This is a genomic window from Virgibacillus pantothenticus (assembly GCF_018075365.1).
In the GTDB taxonomy this organism is placed as follows: Bacteria; Bacillota; Bacilli; order Bacillales; family Amphibacillaceae; genus Virgibacillus; species Virgibacillus pantothenticus.
In genome coordinates, this window is record NZ_CP073011.1 from 4,014,432 (window position 1) to 4,039,223 (window position 24,792).

The 24,792-nt window shown below is 40.6% G+C and carries 17 protein-coding genes, 14 tRNA genes and 3 rRNA genes; 5 read left to right on the top strand and 29 right to left on the bottom strand.

Features of this window, described 5'->3' with window-relative positions; genetic code table 11:
- Positions 1-10 precede the first annotated feature (10 nt).
- The 4 genes from KBP50_RS22555 to groES all read right to left on the bottom strand — a co-directional run bounded on the left by KBP50_RS22555 (position 11) and on the right by groES (position 3,617).
- Positions 11-202, bottom strand: a complete 192-nt coding sequence (locus KBP50_RS22555) for a LysM peptidoglycan-binding domain-containing protein (protein WP_082240930.1) — start codon at positions 200-202, stop codon at positions 11-13.
- A 316-nt stretch (positions 203-518) separates the two neighbouring features.
- Entirely contained in the window at positions 519-791 is a 273-nt protein-coding gene (locus KBP50_RS18665) for a phage holin (RefSeq protein WP_072741258.1), read from the bottom strand.
- An 840-nt stretch (positions 792-1,631) separates the two neighbouring features.
- Entirely contained in the window at positions 1,632-3,266 is a 1,635-nt protein-coding gene (gene groL / locus KBP50_RS18670; RefSeq protein WP_050353582.1) for a chaperonin GroEL, read from the bottom strand.
- Positions 3,267-3,332: 66 nt separating this feature from the next.
- A complete protein-coding gene (gene groES, locus KBP50_RS18675; protein WP_050353581.1) occupies positions 3,333-3,617 on the bottom strand; it encodes a co-chaperone GroES in 285 nt (94 codons plus the stop codon).
- A gap of 547 nt (positions 3,618-4,164) precedes the next feature.
- Here groES and KBP50_RS18680 point away from each other — a divergent pair.
- Both KBP50_RS18680 and KBP50_RS18685 read left to right on the top strand, forming a co-directional pair.
- Complete coding sequence (locus KBP50_RS18680; RefSeq protein ID WP_050353580.1) at positions 4,165-4,875, top strand: CPBP family intramembrane glutamic endopeptidase; 711 nt, start codon at positions 4,165-4,167, stop codon at positions 4,873-4,875.
- A 126-nt stretch (positions 4,876-5,001) separates the two neighbouring features.
- Positions 5,002-5,205, top strand: coding sequence for a YdiK family protein (locus KBP50_RS18685; RefSeq protein WP_050353579.1), 204 nt, complete (start codon positions 5,002-5,004; stop codon positions 5,203-5,205).
- An 87-nt stretch (positions 5,206-5,292) separates the two neighbouring features.
- Here KBP50_RS18685 and KBP50_RS18690 read toward each other — a convergent pair whose 3' ends face one another.
- A complete protein-coding gene (locus tag KBP50_RS18690) occupies positions 5,293-5,946 on the bottom strand; it encodes a redox-sensing transcriptional repressor Rex (RefSeq protein ID WP_072742391.1) in 654 nt (217 codons plus the stop codon).
- Positions 5,947-6,499: 553 nt separating this feature from the next.
- Between KBP50_RS18690 and KBP50_RS18695 the strand changes: the two genes are divergently transcribed.
- Complete coding sequence (locus tag KBP50_RS18695; protein ID WP_050353586.1) at positions 6,500-8,428, top strand: ABC-F family ATP-binding cassette domain-containing protein; 1,929 nt, start codon at positions 6,500-6,502, stop codon at positions 8,426-8,428.
- 114 nt (positions 8,429-8,542) lie between these two features.
- Here the strand turns inward: KBP50_RS18695 and KBP50_RS18700 are convergent, their stop codons facing one another.
- The 6 genes from KBP50_RS18700 to thiL form a co-directional block, all read right to left on the bottom strand.
- Complete coding sequence (locus KBP50_RS18700) at positions 8,543-9,718, bottom strand: FtsW/RodA/SpoVE family cell cycle protein (protein ID WP_050353577.1); 1,176 nt, start codon at positions 9,716-9,718, stop codon at positions 8,543-8,545.
- Positions 9,719-9,924: 206 nt separating this feature from the next.
- Positions 9,925-10,935 (bottom strand): tRNA (adenosine(37)-N6)-threonylcarbamoyltransferase complex transferase subunit TsaD, encoded by a 1,011-nt coding sequence (tsaD, locus tag KBP50_RS18705; RefSeq protein WP_050353585.1) that lies wholly within the window; start codon positions 10,933-10,935, stop codon positions 9,925-9,927.
- Positions 10,932-11,384: a ribosomal protein S18-alanine N-acetyltransferase gene (gene rimI / locus KBP50_RS18710; RefSeq protein ID WP_050353584.1), complete on the bottom strand. Its 453-nt coding sequence runs from the start codon at positions 11,382-11,384 to the stop codon at positions 10,932-10,934. Before rimI ends, tsaD begins: the two co-directional genes overlap by 4 nt.
- A gap of 7 nt (positions 11,385-11,391) precedes the next feature.
- Entirely contained in the window at positions 11,392-12,087 is a 696-nt protein-coding gene (gene tsaB, locus KBP50_RS18715) for a tRNA (adenosine(37)-N6)-threonylcarbamoyltransferase complex dimerization subunit type 1 TsaB (protein WP_050353576.1), read from the bottom strand.
- A 24-nt stretch (positions 12,088-12,111) separates the two neighbouring features.
- On the bottom strand, positions 12,112-12,561 hold the full coding sequence (tsaE, locus tag KBP50_RS18720; protein ID WP_050353575.1) for a tRNA (adenosine(37)-N6)-threonylcarbamoyltransferase complex ATPase subunit type 1 TsaE: 450 nt from the start codon (positions 12,559-12,561) through the stop codon (positions 12,112-12,114).
- 15 nt (positions 12,562-12,576) lie between these two features.
- A complete protein-coding gene (thiL, locus tag KBP50_RS18725) occupies positions 12,577-13,545 on the bottom strand; it encodes a thiamine-phosphate kinase (RefSeq protein WP_050353574.1) in 969 nt (322 codons plus the stop codon).
- Between the two features lie 324 nt (positions 13,546-13,869).
- On the opposite strand from thiL, the gene KBP50_RS18730 reads away from it, so the two are divergent.
- Positions 13,870-15,060, top strand: coding sequence for an ISL3 family transposase (locus tag KBP50_RS18730; RefSeq protein WP_050349589.1), 1,191 nt, complete (start codon positions 13,870-13,872; stop codon positions 15,058-15,060).
- Between the two features lie 245 nt (positions 15,061-15,305).
- On the opposite strand, the gene KBP50_RS18735 is transcribed toward KBP50_RS18730, so the two are convergent.
- From KBP50_RS18735 to KBP50_RS18820, 18 genes are all read right to left on the bottom strand, one after another.
- A tRNA-Asp gene (locus KBP50_RS18735) sits at positions 15,306-15,382 on the bottom strand.
- A 77-nt stretch (positions 15,383-15,459) separates the two neighbouring features.
- Positions 15,460-15,536: transfer RNA gene (locus tag KBP50_RS18740), tRNA-Met, on the bottom strand.
- A gap of 36 nt (positions 15,537-15,572) precedes the next feature.
- Positions 15,573-15,688, bottom strand: a 5S ribosomal RNA gene (rrf, locus tag KBP50_RS18745).
- A 159-nt stretch (positions 15,689-15,847) separates the two neighbouring features.
- A 23S ribosomal RNA gene (locus KBP50_RS18750) occupies positions 15,848-18,765 on the bottom strand.
- Positions 18,766-19,183: 418 nt separating this feature from the next.
- Positions 19,184-20,748: ribosomal RNA gene (locus tag KBP50_RS18755) — 16S ribosomal RNA — on the bottom strand.
- Together the 16S, 23S and 5S rRNA genes with 14 tRNA genes alongside form the textbook arrangement of a ribosomal RNA operon.
- A 358-nt stretch (positions 20,749-21,106) precedes the next feature.
- Positions 21,107-21,180, bottom strand: a tRNA-Ile gene (locus tag KBP50_RS18760).
- 12 nt (positions 21,181-21,192) lie between these two features.
- Positions 21,193-21,266 (bottom strand) — tRNA-Gly (locus tag KBP50_RS18765).
- A 16-nt stretch (positions 21,267-21,282) separates the two neighbouring features.
- A tRNA-Pro gene (locus KBP50_RS18770) sits at positions 21,283-21,359 on the bottom strand.
- A gap of 5 nt (positions 21,360-21,364) precedes the next feature.
- Positions 21,365-21,441: transfer RNA gene (locus KBP50_RS18775), tRNA-Arg, on the bottom strand.
- Positions 21,442-21,467: 26 nt separating this feature from the next.
- Positions 21,468-21,551, bottom strand: a tRNA-Leu gene (locus KBP50_RS18780).
- A gap of 156 nt (positions 21,552-21,707) precedes the next feature.
- Positions 21,708-21,789 (bottom strand) — tRNA-Leu (locus KBP50_RS18785).
- A gap of 16 nt (positions 21,790-21,805) precedes the next feature.
- Positions 21,806-21,881: transfer RNA gene (locus KBP50_RS18790), tRNA-Lys, on the bottom strand.
- Between the two features lie 124 nt (positions 21,882-22,005).
- A tRNA-Gln gene (locus tag KBP50_RS18795) sits at positions 22,006-22,080 on the bottom strand.
- A gap of 4 nt (positions 22,081-22,084) precedes the next feature.
- A tRNA-Asp gene (locus KBP50_RS18800) sits at positions 22,085-22,161 on the bottom strand.
- A 22-nt stretch (positions 22,162-22,183) separates the two neighbouring features.
- Positions 22,184-22,255: transfer RNA gene (locus tag KBP50_RS18805), tRNA-Glu, on the bottom strand.
- A gap of 6 nt (positions 22,256-22,261) precedes the next feature.
- Positions 22,262-22,352, bottom strand: a tRNA-Ser gene (locus KBP50_RS18810).
- Between the two features lie 5 nt (positions 22,353-22,357).
- Positions 22,358-22,432: transfer RNA gene (locus KBP50_RS18815), tRNA-Asn, on the bottom strand.
- Positions 22,433-22,656: 224 nt separating this feature from the next.
- Positions 22,657-23,106 carry a SprT family protein gene (locus KBP50_RS18820; RefSeq protein ID WP_050351145.1) on the bottom strand — a complete coding sequence of 150 codons (450 nt, stop codon included), beginning with the start codon at positions 23,104-23,106 and terminating at the stop codon, positions 22,657-22,659.
- Between the two features lie 181 nt (positions 23,107-23,287).
- Here KBP50_RS18820 and KBP50_RS18825 point away from each other — a divergent pair, with 181 nt between their 5' ends.
- Complete coding sequence (locus tag KBP50_RS18825; protein ID WP_050351181.1) at positions 23,288-24,733, top strand: catalase; 1,446 nt, start codon at positions 23,288-23,290, stop codon at positions 24,731-24,733.
- The last annotated feature ends 59 nt before the right edge of the window (positions 24,734-24,792 follow it).

Consider the following 24,792-nt stretch of genomic DNA (forward strand, 5'->3'; position numbering starts at 1 on the left):
ACCGTTACTGTTAAAGATTTGGTTTGCTTGGCTTCTTCCAGCTCCTCTTACGCCTTGGATGAATTAAATCACTAGATAAATTATTTAAGTTTTTTAGCTGCTTAACTGTTATACCGTGATCTTTTGCGATGTCCCAGAGAATATCACCTTTTTTAACGGTATAGATTCCTTTGCCTTTACTTGGTTTGGAAACCCCTTTCATTAGGCCTTAAGTTTAAGTAATCAGCAATACCATCAGCTATAGCCGTTTTGTTACGCAAGCTTTTTAATATCAAACGTGAAATCCATATAGCCACCTTCTGTTAAGATAGCGTCGTCTTGTTTCTCTTAAAACATAGAAGTCTGCCTTTTTCAATCTAAACCATAAGCCTTAACAATACGTTTATGCATTTTAGCTTTAGCGCCTGGATGGTTACTTAAATAAGTGTATGTTTCTGTTCCTGTCCAATTGCCCCATTTACCCGTTTAGTTTAAGATTTATAAAATAAAAAAGGCACTCATGAATATGAGCACCTTTTTTAACGAACTTCATTATCTTTTCTAGGTTTGATATAATTCAAATCCTGCTTACTGTCACTTAGCCCACTTGTGGTAGGGTCATTAACAATACCCAAAATAACTAGAACAGCAAAAACCGCATTGATAAATTTTGCAGCTTCTGCATTAAGTAATTGTGCTGTTACATTGTACCCAAACCAATTACCTACAACTTGTGTCAACAATACAATTGCAAGAACTAAAGCCAACCAAAATGATTTCTTCTTTGCTCTTACTTTCCAATTGATTTTCACAATAATTCCTCCTTTGATATAAAATATTTAAAAAACAGCTTGCCCCGTTTGGACTAGCCGTTTATCGTCAACACCTTTTCGTATATAACCCTAGTTCAGCCCTTACCTCGGCGCTGTCTCTGCTATCTGTTTTTATGGACTTAGACTTTTTTAACTGATAAGCAAAATAACTAACCAAAAGCCCTAAAACTGCTACTATAATTCCTAGTTCAACTGTCATACATATCCCCTGTATTTTGACATAAAAAAAAGCACCGACTTCAGTGCTTTACTATCAATCAATTTTTTACTAGCAATATATTAACAACATAAAAATTATCTAAATTCCTCAAGCTCCATCGCTTGTATTTCGAGGTCTGTCGTTTTCTGACCTTGCTCCATTGACCGTAATTCCAGGTCTATTATCTGTTGAAATTGCCTCATGTCTTCAAACTCTCGTTCCGTAGTGGATTAGCCAAGTTGTCTAATTTCATCTGGAGTTTGTCTAATTTTTCTCTGTATGTCTATCTCAGCTCGAATATCTTATCTCTGCTTTTGACGTATTTCCTCTCCAGTTAAACCACTAACCCATTTACCATCCTTAAAAATTGGTCTGTACATTCCATCAAGCAAAGATATTTCTGAAGCATTTTTTGGTAACTTCTTGGTTCAAAATATAAACTATCGGTAACAACAAATAAAATGAAAAAGGACGCTTCCGCAAAAGTAAGAACTTTATACGAAGACGCCCTTTCAAACTTAATTTCTTAAAAAAATGTTATTTTCATCTTATTTTTTATGGTTTTGAACGGGTACATATCCGCTTAAGATGTTGTTATATCAACATTCTTGAGCGGATTTTTACATCATGCCGCCCATTCCACCCATGCCGCCCATGTCAGGCATTCCGCCGCCCGCGCCTTCTTCTTCAGGCTTGTCAGCGACTACTGCTTCTGTTGTTAAGAACATTGCAGCTACGGATGCAGCGTTTTGTAGTGCAGAGCGAGTAACTTTTGTTGGGTCAACGATACCAGCTTCAACCATGTCTACCCATTCGCCAGTAGCAGCGTTGTAACCAATACCAACTTTTTCGCCTTTTAGACGCTCAACAATGATAGATCCTTCTAGACCAGCATTGTGTGCGATTTGACGTACTGGCTCTTCCATAGCACGACGTACAATGTTAGCACCAGTTGCTTCGTCACCTTCAAGGCTTAGTTCAGCTACTTTGTTGTAAATGTTCATGAATGCTGTACCACCACCGGCAACAATACCTTCTTCTACAGCTGCGCGTGTAGCGTTTAAAGCATCCTCAATACGTAGCTTACGTTCTTTTAATTCCGTTTCTGTTGCAGCTCCAACTTTAACAACTGCCACTCCACCTGCTAGCTTAGCTAAACGTTCTTGTAGCTTTTCTTTATCAAATTCAGAAGTTGTTTCTTCCACTTGTGCACGGATTTGCGCAACACGTGCAGAGATTGCTTCAGGGTTACCAGAACCTTCTACAATCGTAGTGTTTTCTTTTGTAACAACTACTTTAGCAGCACGACCTAGCTGATCCATCGTAGCGCTCTTAAGATCTAAGCCGAGATCTTCTGTAATAACTTCTCCTCCAGTTAACGTTGCAATATCTTCAAGCATTGCTTTACGACGGTCACCAAATCCAGGAGCTTTTACAGCTACTGCATTGAATGTTCCACGCAATTTGTTAACTACTAATGTAGCAAGCGCTTCGCCTTCTACATCCTCAGCAATCATCAATAAAGGTTTTCCTTGCTGTACAACTTGTTCAAGTATAGGTAATACTTCTTGAATGTTACCAATTTTCTTATCCGTAATTAGGATGTACGGATTTTCCAAAACTGCTTCCATTTTGTCTTGGTCTGTTACCATGTATGGAGAAGCATATCCACGGTCAAATTGCATACCTTCAACTACTTCTAGCTCTGTGTTGAAACCTTTTGATTCTTCAATAGTAATAACTCCGTCGTTACCAACACGTTCCATTGCTTCAGAAATTAACTTACCAACTTCTGCATCGTCAGAAGAAACTGCTGCTACTTGAGCAATAGATTCCTTGCTTTCGATTGACTTGGAAATATTTTTTAGTTCTTTTACTGCTACTTCAACAGCCTTTTCGATTCCGCGGCGAACACCAACAGGGTTAGCACCGGATGCTACGTTTTTAAGACCTTCACGAATCATGGACTGAGCTAATACAGTTGCAGTCGTTGTACCGTCACCAGCAACGTCATTTGTTTTAGAAGCAACTTCTGATACTAGCTGAGCTCCCATATTTTCAAAATGATCTTCTAGCTCGATTTCCTTTGCAATCGTTACACCATCATTAGTAATAAGCGGTGAACCGAATTTTTTATCTAATACAACGTTACGTCCCTTAGGTCCTAATGTAACTTTTACCGCATCTGCTAATGCATCTACACCACGTAGCATTGCGCGACGAGCATCTTCACTAAATTTAATTTCTTTAGCCATCGATAAGTCCTCCTTTGATTTGTTCAAGTTAGTTCAAATTAAGTATTTTCTATATTTATATCGAGATTAGCTTACTACAGCCAGGATGTCGTTCTCACGAAGAATTAAGTATTCTTTGCCTTCGTATTTCACTTCCGTACCGGCAAATTTAGAGAAAATGATACGATCTCCTTCTTTTACTTCCAAGGCAATTTTTTTCCCATCTTCTGTTACGCGACCAGAACCAACTGCAACAACTTTTCCTTCTTGAGGTTTTTCTTTTGCAGAGTCTGGAAGTACGATACCGCTTGCAGTTTTTTCTTCTTGTTCAACAAGCTCGATAACAACGCGATCTCCTAGTGGTTTAATCATGTGTAGAAAGCCTCCTTAATCCTATTCTCATATTTTTATTAGCACTCGAATCAGGTGAGTGCTAATTCCAATTATTATAATAAATAATTCCAGATAAAAATGCAAGTATGAAAGCATAATTTTTTTATTTTGTTTTTTTACATGCAGTAAAAAAGAAGCATAAACTTTAACGGATAATATGCAATATACCAAACTTTTTAGTCTAATTACCATCATACATATACGTTCAATCTTTCTGTTATATAGAATCATCTATTTATGATAAAATAACATGTACATTCTATGTTATCGTTAATAGATGAGATGAATCAAATATAAACTACTTAAACAATGAATAGTATTTTTGCTGGGTTTTTAACTCCCCATAATAAAATACTGTACGGTTATAAAAACTATACTAAAAAATTCTGTTTTTCTCCATTTGCTTCAAAATACATTAGTTAAATGGACTATTAATTTACTTGCTTTTTCTTCATCCCATTAGGAAAAATCATAAGAAGTATGAATAGAATCTATATGTACACCAAAGAAAAGGAGTCGTTTTATTTTGCCAAAAAGATATTGGTGGGTTATTATTACCTACATTATTACACAGTTTTCTGTCTTTTTAACAGCGAATTTAGTATATAATGCATTTACAGTTTCCAAAGGAGAAGCAATTGTTTATGGATCGATTATCAGTTTTGTATTAGGTCTTATTGTCGTACTGTTCTTGATGAAGCCTGATATGAAGCTAGGATTGCAGCAACGTGATGGTGCTTCTGTTGGAGGGATCATCATCTGGTCACTTTTAGGTGCGTTTATAGCTATATTTAGCCAAGGCATAGCTAACTTTATTCAAACGATGGTATTTGGAGTTGAACCAGGCTCCGAAAACACACAAGGAATCATGGAAATGACTCGAGCTGTCCCTTTATTTATGATCATTCCAATTCTAGCTGCACCCATTTTAGAAGAAATAATTTTTCGCAAAATTATTTTCGGAGGTCTTTATAAACGGACGAACTTTTTTATTGCAGCACTTTTATCTGCAGTTATTTTCGGTTTGATTCACCGTGAACCGCAGCATATTTTAGTTTACGGAACAATGGGGCTCGTGTTTGCTTATTTATATGTGAAAACAAAGCGAATCATCGTTCCCATTTTTGCTCATATGGCAATGAACGGGCTTGTTGTAATTGCACAATACAACATTGATCCCGCAGAACTGGAAAAACAGCTAAATGAACTGCAAACTATTCTCTTTGGTTATTTTTAATTATAGTTAGCGGGAACCAGATACAGCTATGTTCTGGTTCCTGCGCTGTTGTAATAGACAAAGATTTCGATTAATTAAGATTGGACGTAAAATAAGAAAACGTTTTATTGTTGGAGGCTTTAAATTATGAGAGTTTCACCCAAGACAATGGGGATCATCTATCTTATTATGGGAGCATTCTTTACATATGTTGCTATTTTAAGTGTAGACGAGACAATGTGGAATATAACAACGATGGTCTTAGCATTATTTGCTACGCTTGAGACTGGTGTTGGCATCCGTTTACTAGCTATTCACTTTCAGCGCAAACGGAACAACAAGCAGGAATAAGGGGGACACTTCCTTATTCCTGCTTGTTTACTCTAGAAAGCATATAAATTTGTTAGCCCACTGCAGAAAAAGCTATATCCACCTTACTTACTCCTCTTCCTCTTCTTCATCTGTGGTGAGAGGGTAATGTTTTAAGAAATAAACCAATGCTTGTAATTCTACTGCTAAGTCGATATGATGCACTCGAATATTTGGTGGTACAGTAATTCTCGCTGGTGTGAAATTCAATATTCCTTCAACACCCTGTTCAATTAAATGGTCAGCCATACTTTGTGCTTCACTTGCGGGGATAGTTAATATCGCCACTTGAATATCGCCCAATTTATCATCTAATTCCTCAATATGGTACACTGGAACATCACTAATCGTGGTTCCTACTTTTTTAGGGTCGCTGTCAAACGCCATTTTAATTGCTATATTATTGTTTTTCATAAAATTATAATGTAAAAATGCCGTACCTAAATTACCAACACCAATGAGTGCAACATCTGTCGTTTCATCCTGATCCAATGTTTTCCGAAAAAATTCAAGCAAATATTCCACATTGTAACCGTATCCTTTTTTACCTAACGCTCCAAAATACGAGAAATCTCTGCGAATTGTAGCTGAATCAACTTTAACCGCATCGCTGAGTTCTTTTGAAGATACACGCTTTTTTCCTTGATGATTTAAATTGTTTATAAATCGATAATACAGTGGCAAACGCTTTGCAGTCGCTTGAGGTATTTTATTTTGCTCCATCATATTAATTCCTTCCTTTACTTCAATATTGGTTGTTCGTTAAAACATACTATCAACTAATATCTCGGCTCTACCGTTAACATTTTCCTAACAAAATTGTGTATCGCTTACATAAAAAAGCAACAAAAAATACAAAACCAAAGTTCTTATGCTATAGGCAAGGATGCTTCATACTTTAAAATGATTTATTATCTCGATACAAATATCGTCCATTCTAAAACAATGGGCTTTGCGTAAATTTATTCGAATCATTTACACTTCCATATACAAAGAGCCTAATGCACTATTACTCCCTTCCTATCAATTTCTTGTTATTCCTATGTTTAAAAAATGGAAATTAAAGGCAACTAATTCGTCTTTCTTTTTCTTTTTTCATGTAAGCAGGGAAATGTAGATACCTAAAATAACGTAAAGCTTTTTTATAATATATTTAATCTCTCACTATCTCTCCTTTATTTTAACAGAAATATGGAAATAAGTCGTGACTTAGTTCACAATTATATTGATTGATTTTAGGAAAGTAAGATACACTAGGAGAGATGGGGTGAATATAATGATACTGATGCAAATCAACGGACTCACAAAATCATTTGGTGCTGATAAAATCTTATCAAATATAAAGCTGGAAGTAAAAGACCATGACCGAATAGCAATTGTTGGAAGAAATGGCTCGGGGAAATCTACTTTATTGAAAATAATGGCAGGAGAACTAAGTTACGATCAGGGTGAATTATTCCGACCTAAAGACCTGACAATGGGTTATCTCGCACAACATACGACGCTAGAAACTGAAAAAACGATTTGGCAGGAAATGCTTACTGTGTTTCCTGAATTAAAAAAACAAGAACAACAGCTTCGCTTCATGGAACAGCAAATGGAGCAAGCTACAAACTACAGTCCAGAAGCTTATCAAAAATTATTACATGATTATGACCGCCTACAGCACAGTTATGAACAAAATGGGGGTTATACTTATGAAGCAGATATAAAAGCCGTCTTGAATGGATTGAATTTTCACATGTTTGATTATGACACACCGATTCAAACACTAAGCGGCGGGCAAAAAACAAGGCTTTCATTGGGAAAGCTGTTGTTAAAAAAGCCGCAGTTGCTTATTTTAGACGAACCGACCAACCATTTGGACATTGAAACATTAAACTGGCTGGAAAGTTATCTAAGCAATTATCCCGGGGCTGTAGTTGTTGTATCACACGACCGCTATTTTTTGGATAAAACAGTGTCTATTGTTTATGAAATCTCTCGGCATCAGACAAAACGATACGTGGGAACTTATAGTAAATACTTAGAGCAAAAAGCACTTGATTTTGAAAAAGAATGGAAAGAATATGAAAAGCAACAAACAAAAATTATGAAAATGGAAGACTTTATTCAGCGGAACATTGTACGAGCTTCGACAACGAAGCGAGCCCAAAGCAGACGTAAACAACTGGAAAAAATGGAAATAATAGATAAACCATTAGGTGATGAAGCCTCTGCATCGTTTTCATTTAGGATTAACCGTCGAAGTGGCAATGATGTGCTGAAAATAAACGACTTGTCGTTCCGGTATCCAGGTGAAACAGATTATTTATTTCAACATGTACATCTGCAGATCAACCGAGGAGAAAGAATTGCTCTTGTTGGGCCAAACGGAATTGGTAAAACGACGTTATTAAAAATGGTGACTGGACAACTAAAATCGACTCAAGGAACTATTCAGCTCGGAACCAATGTACAAATCGGCTATTATGATCAGGAACAAGCAAACTTACACTCCTCCAAAACAGTACTTATGGAATTATGGGATGACTACCCAACGACAAATGAGAAAGATATTCGAACCGTACTCGGTAATTTCCTGTTTTCCGGAGATGACGTCTTAAAGACTGTAAATGCTTTAAGTGGTGGTGAAAAAGCGCGATTAGCTTTAGCAAAATTGATGATGCAAAAAGCAAATCTATTAATTCTCGATGAACCTACCAACCATTTAGACATCGATAGTAAAGAAGTATTAGAAGCGGCATTAATCGATTTCCCTGGTACGATCTTATTTGTTTCGCATGACCGTTATTTTATTAATAAAATCGCTGATCAAGTGGCAGAACTGCAAAAATTAAAAACGACGATCTATCTTGGAGATTATGATTATTATTTGGAAAAAAAGGCGGAAGAAGCAGAATTAAAACGATTGAATAAAACACAACAGGATAGTGGCAAAACCTCCTCTGGTGAAAGAAGACTTGATTTTGAACGTGATAAACAAATGCAGCGAGAAGAACGAAAGAAACAAAGGCGAATTGAGGAACTGGAAACAGAAATTGAACAGTTAGAAGGTCAAGTAGAGCGATTGGAAGGCCAGATGGAATTACCAGAAGTATATCAAGATCATGAAAAAGCGTTGGAACTATCGCAAGAGGTAAATCAACATAAACAGAAGATCGATCAATTAATGGAAGAATGGACAATATTGCAGGAAGATTAATTCCCCCACATGACATTTGCTTGTCATGTGGGGGAATTTCAATTTTATATACACGAAGACCGACAATGAATTTTTGTGGATAAAACAGGTGTTATCGTTTCTTATCCACAAGCACTATTTAAATAAATAATCGTTTTGGATAGAGTTTTCCACAGCAATCCGGTAAATCACTCCGAAACCGAGCATCGCTGCCATCACCGAGCTTCCACCATAGCTTACTAAAAGTAGCGGTATTCCTGTTACTGGCATGATTCCTAAAGCCATGCCAATATTTTGAAACACGTGGATAAGCATTAGGCTCATATAGCCAAAACAAGTATACGCAGCAAAGGCAGAGTGTTTATAAATCGAAAGACCAATCATCACCAGTTTGTACAGGAAAATAAAGTACAAAAAGATAACGAGCGCACTGCCGACAAAGCCAAAGCTTTCACCTATAATAGAGAATATAAAGTCAGTTTGCGCTTCGGGAAACGACACTTGCTGATTACCTAACCCTTTGCCAAATAATTGTCCGGAGCCAAGTGCCATAAAGGCCTGATCAAAATGCCATGAGGCATCACTTGCTTCCTGCGTTGGATCAAACCAAGTCAGTATTCGGTCTATTTGGTATTCCTGCTCTTTACCGACCAAATCTTTTGCTAAATCAGGAAACTTAACGATAAAAGCTAACACAGCTCCCAAACCAGATGAAATACTAACAATTAATGTGGTGATAATCTTCCAATTAATACCTGAAAGGATAATAATAACACCAGCTATAAATAGATAAACCATGGACGTACCAAAGTCAGGTTGCTTCATAATCAATAACACCGGAGCAGCTACAATGGCAAGGATTTTAAAGAGCAATTTTAAGTCCGATTTGATTGTCGGTATAACAAATTTTTCTTTATGCTTGTGGATAATTGCTGCCATATAAACGATCGTCGTTATTTTTGTAAATTCAGATGGTTGGATAGTAGCGACCTTCAAATCAAACCAGCTTTTTGCTCCATTTCTCGTTGGTGCAATACTTTCTGGACTAATTATCAACACTAAAAGTACGAACAAACCAAATGCATAAACGTATACACTTGTTTTATAAATCTGTTCCACATCCAAATATTGAATGGCGGCTACAATACCAACTCCAACCGTAAACCAAACTGCCTGCTGTAATAAAAAGTTTTTACCCTCATATTGCTCTAATTGTTGTGCATTATAAATGGCAAGCAGACTAACACATACAAGTAAAATAAAAATTGAAATTAAATCTGTTTGTACAAAATAGGATTGCTTTTTTGACATTGCTGATCACCAAATTTCTACATTTACTCTAATTCTAATTATCCACACCGTAAACATGTTTGCAAGTAGTTAATCGCAAGTTATTATGGAAGTTATTCACAATATCCACAACCAACATAGCATTTATCCACAAAAAATATCCACTAATGTAATATTGCTATAACAATATTTTTCACAGTTATGCACAGGGTTGTGTATAACTTGGGTTACTTTAATGGCATAGAGGCACGAGCGTTTAAGTCCAGTGTAGACCGTTTTCCTTGTGCAAAAGCAATCGCACCAGCAGCTGCAATCATCGCAGCGTTATCTGTACATAAATAAAGTGGGGGAATTTGTAAAGGAATCTTCAAATTTGCAAATTCCTGTTGTAAAGATGACCGAAGCCCTTTGTTTGCAGCGACACCTCCAGCTACTATCACTTGCTTTACGTTATAATGTTTTGCAGCCCGCACTGTTTTAGTTGTTAACACATCTACCACACTCGCTTGAAAGCTAGCTGCAATATCCTCCGGTTTCAACGTCTCCCCACGTTGTTTTGCATTGTGGATTGTATTTGTAACCGACGATTTTAATCCACTAAAGCTGAAGTCGTAGCTTCCCTCTTCCAGCCAAGCACGTGGGAATTCAATCGTTTCTTCTCCCAGCCCTGCTAATCGATCAATTCCTGGTCCGCCTGGGTAAGGTAAATCTAACATCCTAGCAACTTTATCATAAGCTTCTCCAGCTGCATCATCTCTAGTTTCTCCGATTAGTTCATACTCACCATGCGCTTTCATAATCACCAACTCTGTGTGACCACCAGAGACAATCAGTGCAAGTAAAGGAAACTGGAATTCCTGTTGCAGGCGATTTGCATAAATATGCCCAGCAATATGATGTACTCCGATTAATGGCTTGTGCTTTGCAAAAGCCAGCGCTTTTGCCGCATTCACCCCTACCAGAAGCGCGCCTACTAACCCCGGTCCTTCTGTAACAGCTATTGCACTAATCTCATCCCAGGAAACAGCTGCTTGCTCCATCGCTTGCTCTAATACATATGTGATTTGCTCAACATGGTGGCGTGAGGCAATTTCCGGCACAACGCCGCCAAAACGCTTATGGCTTTCAATTTGTGAAGACACGACATTTGCCAAGATTTCCTTGCCATTTTTCACAATTGCAACGGCAGTCTCATCACAACTTGTTTCAATACCTAATATTAATAATTCTTTATTCATTTTATATTCACCCACATTACAATTGCGTCCTCCTGGTTATCTGTATAATAATGCTTACGAATTCCACCTGGGACGAGCCCAAATTTCCGATACAGTTTTTGGGCAACTATATTGGATTGTCTTACTTCTAACGATAAACGACAAACTCCGTGGATCAAGGCATGATGCATCATGTGTTGGAACAAACGCTCACCCAGCTTTTTTCCACGATATGAAGGCAAAATGGCAATATTTGTAATTTGCGCGTCATCAAAAACAATCCATAAACCTGCATATCCTACAATATTTCCGTTATATTCAATTACAAAATAATGAGCATGAGGGTTTTCTGTAAGTTCCTGATAAAAAATCTCCATCGTCCAAGCTGTAGAAAATGACTCCTTTTCTACGCGCATGACAGCATCTATATCTGTTAGAGCCATTTTTCTAATTATTATTTCATTATTCATCACTATGCTAACAACCTTTATTTTTTTCCAACCATTTAGCCTCTGCTTCTGCTAAGCGAAGATAATTTGGACGAAGTGTATGTGTTAGCTCTGGTTGTTTTCCTTTTGCTGCAGCAATTAAGTGCACTCCTCGAAGCAAATGGTCTGGTTCCTCAGGGATGACTGCTAAATCGTCCAGTACTGCCTTAATCTGCTCTTGATGAATCGCTATGTCTGGACTTAAAAATAATACTGGTTGATTCAAACTGCTAAGTTCCTCAAGCAAATCATCCATAGCAAAATTTTCTTCTTTCCGGATAAGTTTCATCGTATTATTATCCCAGCGATAACATCCTGTATACACTAATCCTCTTCTCGCATCAAAAAAAGGGCAGATGACACCATTAAAAAAGCGCCCTTGATATGCCAGTACTTCCAAGCTTGAAACACCAATAACAGGTATGTTTAATGCCCAGGCCATGGATTTAGCGGTAGCCAATCCGATTCGAACCCCTGTATAGGAACCCGGACCTTTTGCAACAATTATTTTTTCCAATTGTTCAGGTTTCATATTAACTTCTTTCATTAGTTGATCAATTGCAGGCATTAAACGTACGGAGTGATTTTTCGCTAAATTGGTAACTATTTCACCTACCACTTTATTATCCCGTTGAATGGCAACAGCTAATACTTGATTAGATGTATCCATTGCAAGTATATTCATGTAAATAACTCCTCATATGTCGAATTAGCTTTTTAATTGCTCTACTACCCACTCGAAATGACTTCCATGTGGGATAAATGTAATTTTCCGCGACTTTTCATCAATAGCGGTGAGTTTAACTTCCAAATACTTTTCTGGTAAAAAAGAACCGATAAACTGCGGCCATTCCACAACTGTAATACCTTCACCATTAAAGTACTCATCAAAACCTATATCTTCTTCACTATTTTCCAAGCGGTACACATCCATATGATAAAAAGGTATTTCTCCTTCATACTCCTTAATTATCGTAAATGTGGGACTCGATACATTTCGTTTCACTCCAAGCCCTGCGGCTATTCCCTTTGTAAAGGTGGTTTTTCCAGTACCAAGATCACCTTCTAGTGTAACGACATCTCCCGGATTTAACAACATAGCCAAATTTTCCCCTAAATGAATTGTCGTATCCTCTGTATTTGTTGTTATCTCATACATTTGCAAACCGTACACCTACTTTAAATGATTATATCCTTGTTTAAGTAATCTTTCCAACTGATGATTTCCTTTTTGTATATAAACATAATTATGATTGGCTTCAAAAAACACCTTACCTATCTGTGTTAGCGGCAAATTTAATTGCTTAGCAAGCGCCACTAATATTTCCCAATTTTTTGGGGCAACTGTCCCGATTAACTCAAAATCTTCTCCACCAAAATACTTCCATTGCTGTTGGTCTTCCTTGGAAAACTGGGAAAAACTATCATGCACTGGAATTGCTTCATCATGCAGTTGAATACTTACCTTCGAAGCTGTAGCAATTTCTGCTGCTTCATTCGCTATCCCGTCACTCACATCATTTAACGCTACACGAATATTTCCAGGTATGCAAGCTGCAAAGGCAACACGGGGTGTTGGCATACGATGACGTTCAATAAAATAAGCAGCATCCTTATATTCCATTTTATTGGTCAAAATATGGTAACCAGCTTGTGAATCGCCTAAGGTCCCTGTGACAAATACAACATCGTCAATCTCTGCATGACCCCTGTAACGGACTTGTTCTTTGGCTACATAGCCCATGACTGTGATTGATAAAACGAGTTCATTCCCAGATACTGTGTCTCCACCAATTAGATCCATACTATAGTGTGTTGCTATCTCTTTCATTCCTTGAAAAATATGTTGCACTTCCTGGCTAGACCAATGACGAGGAATAACAATAGAAGCTAAATAAAACGCTGGCTGTGATCCCATAGCTGCTAGGTCACTAATATTTGCTGCCAAAGCACGATAACCAATATGGAAAGCTGACATCGTGTCTTTTCGAAAATGGATACCTTCTACAAACGTATCCACCGCAGTAACGATATCCATTGTATTTTGACGAAACACAGCTGCATCGTCACCAATGCCTTTTATTAATGAAGATTGTCTATAAGAATTTTGCTTGATCGTATCTATAAACGTAAATTCATCCACTATCCATCACCAAATTTCATACATAACTATATTTATGATAGCAAAAATTGTTGAAAAAAGGAAAAGGAAATACTGGATTTATCGTGAAAAGATATCATTTACTACGATGAAAAGAATACTTTATTTGGCGAAAGTTTTAAAAGTTGTTTTTTCCATGAGGCGTTCTTTACTATCACTAGTATTTGCAACATAAAGGGCTCTATACTAAATGTGGTGGTACTCCTTATTGTGCCAATGCACAGAAAGATGCAAAAAAATACACTCACTCCCCTCTCTTTTGATAACCTTGAGTTGCAGACACAAAAGGTAAAGGAGAGGGAAAGAGTGCAATATCATCTTATCATAGATTTATTGGGGATAAAAGATAAACAAGTAGAAGTATGGGATATAAAAGAAGAACCCGCGACATGGTTGGTAGAGCTTTATACGAAGGTTAAAAAGCAAACATGTCCATCCTGTAAAGCGAAAACAAAGCGAGTGCACAGCTACCGAAAACAGTTGATTCAAGGGTCAAATCTATCCCATACATCCGTGAAAATTTCTCTGCGAAAAAGAAGATATCTATGTACCCATTGCCACCATACCTTTTATGAACATTTACAAATGGTGGATCGGTATCAAAGGTGCACCAATTCATTACAAATGAGCGCACGAACTTACTCGGCAATCGGTTCATTTACGGATGCAGCCCGTTTATCTGGTATGACAACGAATCGATTAATCCGTTTGTTTGATCGTCATCCCCTGCAAACAAAGAAGGTTCTACCACGTGCTATAGCTATTGATGAGTTTAAAGGAGATGCAGGAGGAGAGAGGTTTCAAACAGTCATTGCAGATGTGGAGAACAAAGAAATCATCGATATTTTACCGGACAGAAAAGTAGATACCATAAAAGAGTATTTACAATCCCGTGATACGAGTAAAGTCCAAATCGTCGTTATGGATTTGTCAAAATCCTTTAAACAAGCTGTACAAAAAGCATTAGGCAATCCATTGATTATTGCCGATCGATTTCACTATATGAGGCAAGTATATTGGGCACTGGATGAAGTACGCCGAGAAGTTCAGAGGGATTTGGATAAAAAGCCACGTATCCAGATGAAACGTAGTAAAAAACTGTTATGGAAATCGGTATATAAACTGGATGAAGAAGAGTCAGAAAAGGTACAAAAGCTTCTTGATATTGATCCCAGATTACAAAAAGCCTATGCACTTAAGAATAAGTTAGATCAATGGTTTAAGGAAAGCGATAAGGATACAGCTAAAGCTGGATTAGAAGCATGTATGCAGACATTAAAAGAATCAGGTATGGATTCATTTCAACGTGTTTATCATACGTTTCAGCGATGGAAGACAGAAATCCTCCAATCATTTATGTATCCTTTTAACAATGGATATATAGAAGGGATAAACAACAAGATAAAGGTGTTAAAACGTAAGTCCTATGGCATTAAAAATTTTTCAAGATTAAAGAATAAAATACTATGGCAACAAGAGGTTAACAAATTAATTTAACACTAACTAAAAAGAGATGGTGGAGAGTAATTTCCACCACCACATTTGACAAAGAACCACATAAAGTGAACGGTATGTATGAGCATATGAATTATATTCTATATGAATGTAATTCACTTTCATACTTTATAGTAGTTTAGAGGATTGCAGCATTTATGTTCATCACATCTGGATAATATTTTAAAGCAAATAAAAAAACACATGATTTTGTAAACTAAAACCATGTGTGTTAAATTCAATTTATCTGGCGGTCCGGACGGGACTCGAACCCGCGACCTCCTGCGTGACAGGCAGGCATTCTAACCAACTGAACTACCGGACCAAAAAATAAATTTGTTCAACTATTATGTGATCTGTTGAACAAGTTATGTTTAAGATATATTAAAGCAAATAAAAATTTGGTTGCGGGGGCAGGATTTGAACCTACGACCTTTGGGTTATGAGCCCAACGAGCTACCAGACTGCTCCACCCCGCGATATGAAAAATATTTTACTTATAAAAGATAATTATTGCCTGGCGGCGTCCTACTCTTGCAGGGGCAAAGCCCCAACTACCATCGGCGCTGGAGAGCTTAACTTCTGTGTTCGGCATGGGAACAGGTGTGACCTCTCCGCCATTACTACCAGGCAAAGTTGCTATTTGTTATGTTGTGCTAAAAAATAGGCACAAATCTTATTATAAGCGTTTTTGAGAAAAAATCAAGATTTTTGTTGAAAAAAATCGATTCCTGATTTATACCTCGAAAACTAAATAAGAGATCATCCAACGATTCATCTTCCAAAATGGTTAGTTAAGTCCTCGATCGATTAGTATCCGTCAGCTACACGTGTCACCACGCTTCCACCTCGGACCTATCAACCTCATCATCTCTGAGGGATCTTACTCACTTTTAGTGATGGGAAGTCTCATCTTGAGGGGGGCTTCATGCTTAGATGCTTTCAGCACTTATCCCTGCCACACGTAGCTACCCAGCTATGCTCCTGGCGGAACAACTGGTACACCAGCGGTGTGTCCATCCCGGTCCTCTCGTACTAAGGACAGCTCCTCTCAAACCTCCTGCGCCCACGACGGATAGGGACCGAACTGTCTCACGACGTTCTGAACCCAGCTCGCGTACCGCTTTAATGGGCGAACAGCCCAACCCTTGGGACCGACTACAGCCCCAGGATGCGATGAGCCGACATCGAGGTGCCAAACCTCCCCGTCGATGTGAACTCTTGGGGGAGATAAGCCTGTTATCCCCGGGGTAGCTTTTATCCGTTGAGCGATGGCCCTTCCATGCGGAACCACCGGATCACTAAGCCCGACTTTCGTCCCTGCTCGACTTGTAGGTCTCGCAGTCAAGCTCCCTTCTGCCTTTACACTCTGCGAATGATTTCCAACCATTCTGAGGGAACCTTTGGGCGCCTCCGTTACCTTTTGGGAGGCGACCGCCCCAGTCAAACTGCCCGCCTGACACTGTCTCCGGACCGGATCACGGCCCTGGGTTAGAAGGTTCGTACAGCCAGGGTGGTATCCCACGGTTGCCTCCACGTAAGCTAGCGCTCACGCTTCGATGGCTCCCACCTATCCTGTACAAGCTGTACCAACATTCAATATCAGGCTACAGTAAAGCTCCACGGGGTCTTTCCGTCCTGTCGCGGGTAATGCGCATCTTCACGCATAGTATAATTTCACCGGGTCTCTCGTTGAGACAGTGCCCAAGTCGTTGCACCTTTCGTGCGGGTCGGAACTTACCCGACAAGGAATTTCGCTACCTTAGGACCGTTATAGTTACGGCCGCCGTTTACTGGGGCTTCGGTTCTACGCTTCGTGCCGAAGCACTAACGTTTCCCCTTAACCTTCCAGCACCGGGCAGGTGTCAGCCCCTATACTTCGCCTTTCGGCTTCGCAGAGACCTGTGTTTTTGCTAAACAGTCGCTTGGGCCTATTCACTGCGGCTCCTCCTTAAAGGAGCACCCCTTCTCCCGAAGTTACGGGGTCATTTTGCCGAGTTCCTTAACGAGAGTTCTCCCGCTCACCTTAGGATTCTCTCCTCGCCTACCTGTGTCGGTTTGCGGTACGGGCACCTATGAACTTACTAGAGGCTTTTCTTGGCAGTGTGAAATCCGGAACTTCGGTACTCTATTTCCCTCCCCGTCACAGCTTGAAATTATCGGACGGATTTGCCTATCCGACTTTCTCACTGCTTGGGCGCACACATCCATCCGTGCGCATTCCTTATCCTACTGCGTCCCCCCATCGTTCAAACGTTCATGAGGTGGTACAGGAATATCTACCTGTTGTCCATCGCCTACGCCTTTCGGCCTCGGCTTAGGTCCCGACTAACCCTGAGAGGACGAGCCTTCCTCAGGAAACCTTAGGCATTCGGTGAAAGAGATTCTCACTCTTTTTTCGCTACTCATACCGGCATTCTCACTTCAAAGCGCTCCACCAGTCCTCACGATCTGACTTCACTGCACTTTGAACGCTCTCCTACCATTGTTCGTAGAACAATCCGCAGCTTCGGTGATACGTTTAGCCCCGGTACATTTTCGGCGCAGAGTCACTCGACCAGTGAGCTATTACGCACTCTTTAAATGGTGGCTGCTTCTAAGCCAACATCCTGGTTGTCTGGGCAACTCCACATCCTTTTCCACTTAACGTATACTTTGGGACCTTAGCTGGCGGTCTGGGCTGTTTCCCTTTCGACTATGAACCTTATCACCCATAGTCTGACTCCCAAGGATAAGTAGCTGGCATTCGGAGTTTGACTGAATTCGGTAACCCGATGAGGGCCCCTAGTTCAATCAGTGCTCTACCTCCAGTACTCTTTCCTTGAGGCTAGCCCTAAAGCTATTTCGGAGAGAACCAGCTATCTCCGTGTTCGATTGGCATTTCACCCCTACCCACACCTCATCCCCGCATTTTTCAACATACGTGGGTTCGGGCCTCCAGTCAGTGTTACCTGACCTTCACCCTGGACATGGGTAGATCACACGGTTTCGGGTCTACGACCGCATACTATATCGCCCTATTCAGACTCGCTTTCGCTGCGGCTCCGTGTCTTCCACTTAACCTTGCATACGATCGTAACTCGCCGGTCCATTCTACAAAAGGTACGCCGTCACCCATTAACGGGCTTCGACTACTTGTAGGCACACGGTTTCAGGTTCTCTTTCACTCCCCTCCCGGGGTGCTTTTCACCTTTCCCTCACGGTACTGGTTCACTATCGGTCACTAGGGAGTATTTAGCCTTGGGAGATGGTCCTCCCGGATTCCGACGGAATTCCTCGTGTTCCGCCGTACTCAGGATACACTCCGGAGGAGATTCCTTTTCGATTACAGGGCTGTTACCTTCTTTGGCCAACCTTTCCAGATCGCTTCATCTAAAGAATCTCTTGATAACTCCTATGGAGTGTCCTACAACCCCAGAAGGCAAGCCTTCTGGTTTGGGCTGTTTCCGTTTCGCTCGCCGCTACTTGGGAAATCGCATTTGCTTTCTCTTCCTCCGGGTACTGAGATGTTTCAGTTCCCCGGGTATGCCTCTTCTATCCTATGAATTCAGATAAAAGTACTACTCCATTACGAGCAGTGGGTTCCCCCATTCGGAAATTCCCGGATCGACGTCTACTTACGACTCCCCGGGACATATCGGTGTTAGTCCCGTCCTTCTTCGGCTCCTAGTGCCAAGGCATCCACCGTGCGCCCTTATTCACTTAACTAACTTTCTATTTATGAATAAGCATATTACTTTTCAGCTTTTGGTTTTCTAGCTTCAGCTCATAGCAATAGCATGACTTCCTTCCTCTCCATACGATAAGTCAACATCGATTCACTTGCGTTCACCGTGTTTCCTTTATCTCCTTCGAGTCAGTCCAGTCTGTACATCGCTACACATTCGCTTCCGCTTTTAGTTTGATGTCGTTGTTACTCTTATTTAGTTTTCAAGGTACAAAGTTTCTACAGGATGTCGTGACTTCTGTGTTCGTCACAGGACGTGACGGATTTTAACAGAAAATCCTTTTATCCTTGAGAGGTATAATTTACTCTCTCAAAACTGAACCAAACAACCAAGTATGTCTTCCGCATAGTCTAGCTTCAACGTTCAAACAACGCCAAAGCTTCCTATCTATTCCTTAGAAAGGAGGTGATCCAGCCGCACCTTCCGATACGGCTACCTTGTTACGACTTCACCCCAATCATTGGTCCCACCTTCGGCGGCTGGCTCCAAAAGGTTACCTCACCGACTTCGGGTGTTACCAACTCTCGTGGTGTGACGGGCGGTGTGTACAAGACCCGGGAACGTATTCACCGCGGCATGCTGATCCGCGATTACTAGCGATTCCGGCTTCATGCAGGCGAGTTGCAGCCTGCAATCCGAACTGAGAATGGTTTTATGGGATTTGCTTGGCCTCGCGGCTTCGCTGCCCTTTGTTCCATCCATTGTAGCACGTGTGTAGCCCAGGTCATAAGGGGCATGATGATTTGACGTCATCCCCACCTTCCTCCGGTTTGTCACCGGCAGTCACCTTAGAGTGCCCAACTAAATGCTGGCAACTAAGATCAAGGGTTGCGCTCGTTGCGGGACTTAACCCAACATCTCACGACACGAGCTGACGACAACCATGCACCACCTGTCACTCTGTCCCCGAAGGGAACTCCCTATCTCTAGGGGCGTCAGAGGATGTCAAGACCTGGTAAGGTTCTTCGCGTTGCTTCGAATTAAACCACATGCTCCACCGCTTGTGCGGGTCCCCGTCAATTCTTTTGAGTTTCAGCCTTGCGGCCGTACTCCCCAGGCGGAGTGCTTAATGCGTTAACTTCAGCACTAAGGGGCGGAAACCCCCTAACACCTAGCACTCATCGTTTACGGCGTGGACTACCAGGGTATCTAATCCTGTTCGCTACCCACGCTTTCGCACCTCAGCGTCAGTTACAGACCAGAGAGTCGCCTTCGCCACTGGTGTTCCTCCACATCTCTACGCATTTCACCGCTACACGTGGAATTCCACTCTCCTCTTCTGTACTCAAGTCCCCCAGTTTCCAATGGCCCTCCACGGTTAAGCCGTGGGCTTTCACATCAGACTTAAAGGACCGCCTGCGCGCGCTTTACGCCCAATAATTCCGGACAACGCTTGCCCCCTACGTATTACCGCGGCTGCTGGCACGTAGTTAGCCGGGGCTTTCTGGTTAGGTACCGTCAAGGTGCCAACCTATTCGAATGGCACTTGTTCTTCCCTAACAACAGAGTTTTACGATCCGAAAACCTTCATCACTCACGCGGCGTTGCTCCGTCAGACTTTCGTCCATTGCGGAAGATTCCCTACTGCTGCCTCCCGTAGGAGTCTGGGCCGTGTCTCAGTCCCAGTGTGGCCGATCACCCTCTCAGGTCGGCTACGCATCGTCGCCTTGGTGAGCTTTTATCTCACCAACTAGCTAATGCGCCGCGGGCCCATCTGTAAGTGACAGCATATGCCGCCTTTCAACATCTCGTCATGCGACGATATGTATCATCCGGTATTAGCCCCGGTTTCCCGGAGTTATCCCAGTCTTACAGGTAGGTTGCCCACGTGTTACTCACCCGTCCGCCGCTCGTTCCACAAGCGTCACCCCCGAAGGAGATCTGCTTGCTTCCCGCGCTCGACTTGCATGTATTAGGCACGCCGCCAGCGTTCGTCCTGAGCCAAGATCAAACTCTCCATAGAAAACTCACTTTTGGTGTTTGCAAAAGTGAAGTTGCACTTGTGCAAATAAGTAACGTGTTACTCATTTGCCATAAAAGTTTGTGATGATGAACACCGTTCTTCATCATTCTTAGCTTCTTCCGAGATTGCTCTCGGTCGATTTTTTAAAAGAAAAACAGAGATTGCTTTTCTTGACATACTGGTTGTTTTGTTCAGTTTTCAAAGAGCAAATTTGTTAATTGCTTTTAATGAAGCAACTTTTATATCATACCATCCTCAAAAGAGAATGTCAACAACTTTTTCGAAGAAATTTATTATAAACTATTTCATCAAAACAAACTGCTTACGTTGTTGCAACTTCATTTGCTGTTTCAGCAAATGGGCCTGAGTGGACTTGAACCACCGACCTCACGCTTATCAGGCGTGCGCTCTAACCAACTGAGCTACAGGCCCATAAATCATATATGGAGCGGGTGAAGGGAATCGAACCCTCGTCATCAGCTTGGAAGGCTGAGGTTTTACCATTAAACTACACCCGCTTATAAAACTATCCGATGGTCGGGAAGACAGGATTTGAACCTGCGACCCCATGGTCCCAAACCATGTGCTCTACCAAGCTGAGCTACTTCCCGTATAATGGCGCGCCCGAGAGGAGTCGAACCCCTAACCTTTTGATCCGTAGTCAAACGCTCTATCCAATTGAGCTACGGGCGCTAATGAACAATATAGCTGATTTGAAATGCGGTCGAGAGGACTTGAACCTCCACGGGTTATTCACCCACTAGGCCCTCAACCTAGCGCGTCTGCCATTCCGCCACGACCGCGACTTAAAAAAGTAAAAAATAAAAGGCTGTGTTTGTGTTTCACAGCTTTATCTAAAAGTCTTGATATTATTAATGAGAATAATCATTGGAATCTCGCTAAAAATTTATCATTCGTGACTTCTTTTAAATAAAGCTATTGTTATCTATCTGTAATTATGCGGGTGGAGGGAGTTGAACCCCCACGTCCGAAGACACTAGATCCTAAGTCTAGCGCGTCTGCCAATTCCGCCACACCCGCAATGCAGTATTGTTAATGGTGAGCCATGGAGGATTCGAACCTCCGACCCTCTGATTAAAAGTCAGATGCTCTACCGACTGAGCTAATGGCTCCTATTTATCATTCAAACATTTTAAGTTCTTATAATAGCTTGTATAACCTGATCCTTGGTGAAAGATGCAAGTAACTTCCATTTCTATCATTACTCGCGACTTGTACGTTTTAAGAATCAAAAAATGGCTGGGCTACTAGGATTCGAACCTAGGATACACGGGATCAAAACCCGATGCCTTACCGCTTGGCTATAGCCCAACAATGGCGGTCCGGACGGGACTCGAACCCGCGACCTCCTGCGTGACAGGCAGGCATTCTAACCAACTGAACTACCGGACCCGACCTATTCATTTTTTTAAAATGACCCGTACGGGATTCGAACCCGTGTTACCGCCGTGAAAGGGCGGTGTCTTAACCGCTTGACCAACGGGCCACGAAATGGCGGAGAAGGAGGGATTTGAACCCTCGCGCCGCTTACGCGACCTACACCCTTAGCAGGGGCGCCTCTTCAGCCACTTGAGTACTTCTCCAAGTATGGCTCCACAGGTAGGATTCGAACCTACGACCGATCGGTTAACAGCCGATTGCTCTACCACTGAGCTACTGTGGAATTTTTTTAATCAAGAATAGCAACGAGAAATATAGTACAATAATTTTCGATAAATGTCAATAGGTTAAAACCATTTTATTGTAGGAAATTTTTCTTGTTGCAACTAATATGTAATTGACAGCTTATTTAATTTACCATGAATGACAAAAATCGTCAATAGATTATTCTACTTTCTCTTATTTATTTTGTATTTCACGTATATAAGTCTTTGCCCCCTGTCGTCTCTATAATAAGAATAGCTTTCCTTTACACTTACCACATCTGTACTTTTTTATATCCACCTTCCTCTGTCGTTTAAACGTTTGATTACATGACTCGCAAATATATGTATACTTATGTCTTTGCTGAGAAGGTAACGGAGTGCAATATCTAGGAGAATTAGTTGCACGCATTAATTCTTTAAATGATTTATCTTGATGCTTATACCCTTTTCCTTCAATATGAAGATGGTAATGACAAAGTTCATGTTTAATAATTCCTATAAACTCTGCTTCTCCTGCTTCTTCCAAATATCTTGGATTTAATTCAATAATCTTTTTAACAGGAATATATCTCCCACCTGTTGTCCTTAGTCGATCATTAAATATTACCTTATGCATGAACGGCTTGTTAAAGTAAGTTAAGGATATATCATTTACCCAATGATGGAGTTCTTTATCACTTATTAGCGGCATTTGAAAAACCCCCTCCTTTTTTCACAACATTATCATACACATATTTTTGCACGTAATCAACATCCGCAAATTATTTATAATGATTTTAATTAAATATTGATTTTTGTTTAATTTGTATTATAATATAAGTATCATTTAATTTTACTTAAGGGGAGGAATTAGTTTGAATAAAAGAAATAGGATGACAACTGCAGCAGGCGCTCCCGTCGCTGATAACCAAAATTCCATCACAGCTGGACAGCATGGTCCAACTTTAATACAAGATTTTCACTTACTAGAAAAGCTGGCTCATTTTAATAGAGAAAGGATTCCTGAACGTATTGTTCACGCCAAAGGAACTGGTGCATATGGATATTTCGAAGTTACAAACGACGAAATTGCTAATTACACGAAAGCTGATTTCCTTAGTGAAGCAGGTAAACGCACAGATATGTTTATTCGTTTTTCTACCGTTGCAGGGGAACTCGGTTCGGCTGATACTGTCCGTGACCCACGTGGCTTTGCAGTTAAATTTTATACAAATGAAGGAAATTATGACTTAGTTGGAAATAACACACCTATCTTTTTCATAAGAGATGCAATTAAATTTCCTGACTTTATTCATACACAAAAACGGAATCCTAAAACGCATTTAAAAGATAAAGATATGGTCTGGGATTTCTGGTCACTATCACCTGAATCACTTCATCAAATCACGTACCTACACGGTGATCGTGGAATTCCTGCCACGTTCAGACATATGAATGGGTATGGGAGTCATACATTTAAGTGGGTTAATAAAGGCGGAGAGGCATTCTGGGTGAAGTATCATTTTATTAGTGAACAGGGTGTCAAAGGACTTGAAGCTTCTCTAGCAGAAAAAGTTGCAGGCGAAAACCCGGATTATCATATTGAAGACTTACACAATGCAATTGAAAATAAGGACTACCCTGCTTGGAAATTATATGTCCAAATTATGCCTTATGAAGATGCAAAAACATACAAGTGGGATCCCTTCGATGTAACGAAAGTATGGTCTAAGAAAGATTATCCTCGTATTGAAGTCGGACGAATGGTATTAAATCGAAATCCTGAAAATTATTTTGCTGAAGTTGAGCAGGCGGCTTTCTCTCCTGGGCAATTCGTACCTGGAATTGAAGCTTCTCCAGATAAGATGTTGCAAGGACGTCTATTTGCTTATTCTGATGCACACCGCTATCGCCTTGGTGTAAACCATCACCAAATTCCCGTCAATCGTCCAAAAGTAGAAGTAAATAATTATCAAAGAGACGGGTTCATGGCAGTTAATGGCAATGGTGGAGACAAACCAAACTATGAACCAAATAGTGTGAATGGACCAGTTGAAGATCCAACAGCAAAAATAAAACCATTTGATGTTTACGGTGAGGCAGATAGTGTACCTTATGATAGTGATGACCATTATACACAAGCCGGGGATTTATATCGCTTAATGTCAGCAGATGAAAAAGATCGACTCATTCAAGCGTTTGTGGATCATATGAAACCAGTAACGAGAGATGAAATTAAGCTCCGTCAAATCGGTCATTTTTATAAAGCTGATCCTGAGTGGGGCGAGCGTATTGCGCAAGGACTTGGTCTTCAAATACCAGAAAGTGTAAAATCATAACCCAGAAGCTACTGCAGCTTGGTTACATTTTTATAGTGGAACAAAGGCGCGGGGCGCCC

Coding starts and splice junctions, on each gene's coding strand:
- KBP50_RS22555 (WP_082240930.1), bottom strand. CDS start 202: ATGAAAGGGGTTTCCAAACCAAGTAAAGGCAAAGGAATCTATACCGTT.
- groL (WP_050353582.1), bottom strand. CDS start 3,266: ATGGCTAAAGAAATTAAATTTAGTGAAGATGCTCGTCGCGCAATGCTA.
- groES (WP_050353581.1), bottom strand. CDS start 3,617: ATGATTAAACCACTAGGAGATCGCGTTGTTATCGAGCTTGTTGAACAA.
- KBP50_RS18685 (WP_050353579.1), top strand. CDS start 5,002: ATGAGAGTTTCACCCAAGACAATGGGGATCATCTATCTTATTATGGGA.
- KBP50_RS18690 (WP_072742391.1), bottom strand. CDS start 5,946: ATGGAGCAAAATAAAATACCTCAAGCGACTGCAAAGCGTTTGCCACTG.
- KBP50_RS18695 (WP_050353586.1), top strand. CDS start 6,500: ATGATACTGATGCAAATCAACGGACTCACAAAATCATTTGGTGCTGAT.
- KBP50_RS18700 (WP_050353577.1), bottom strand. CDS start 9,718: ATGTCAAAAAAGCAATCCTATTTTGTACAAACAGATTTAATTTCAATT.
- tsaD (WP_050353585.1), bottom strand. CDS start 10,935: ATGAATAAAGAATTATTAATATTAGGTATTGAAACAAGTTGTGATGAG.
- rimI (WP_050353584.1), bottom strand. CDS start 11,384: ATGAATAATGAAATAATAATTAGAAAAATGGCTCTAACAGATATAGAT.
- tsaB (WP_050353576.1), bottom strand. CDS start 12,087: ATGAATATACTTGCAATGGATACATCTAATCAAGTATTAGCTGTTGCC.
- tsaE (WP_050353575.1), bottom strand. CDS start 12,561: ATGTATGAGATAACAACAAATACAGAGGATACGACAATTCATTTAGGG.
- KBP50_RS18820 (WP_050351145.1), bottom strand. CDS start 23,106: ATGCCGCTAATAAGTGATAAAGAACTCCATCATTGGGTAAATGATATA.
- KBP50_RS18825 (WP_050351181.1), top strand. CDS start 23,288: ATGACAACTGCAGCAGGCGCTCCCGTCGCTGATAACCAAAATTCCATC.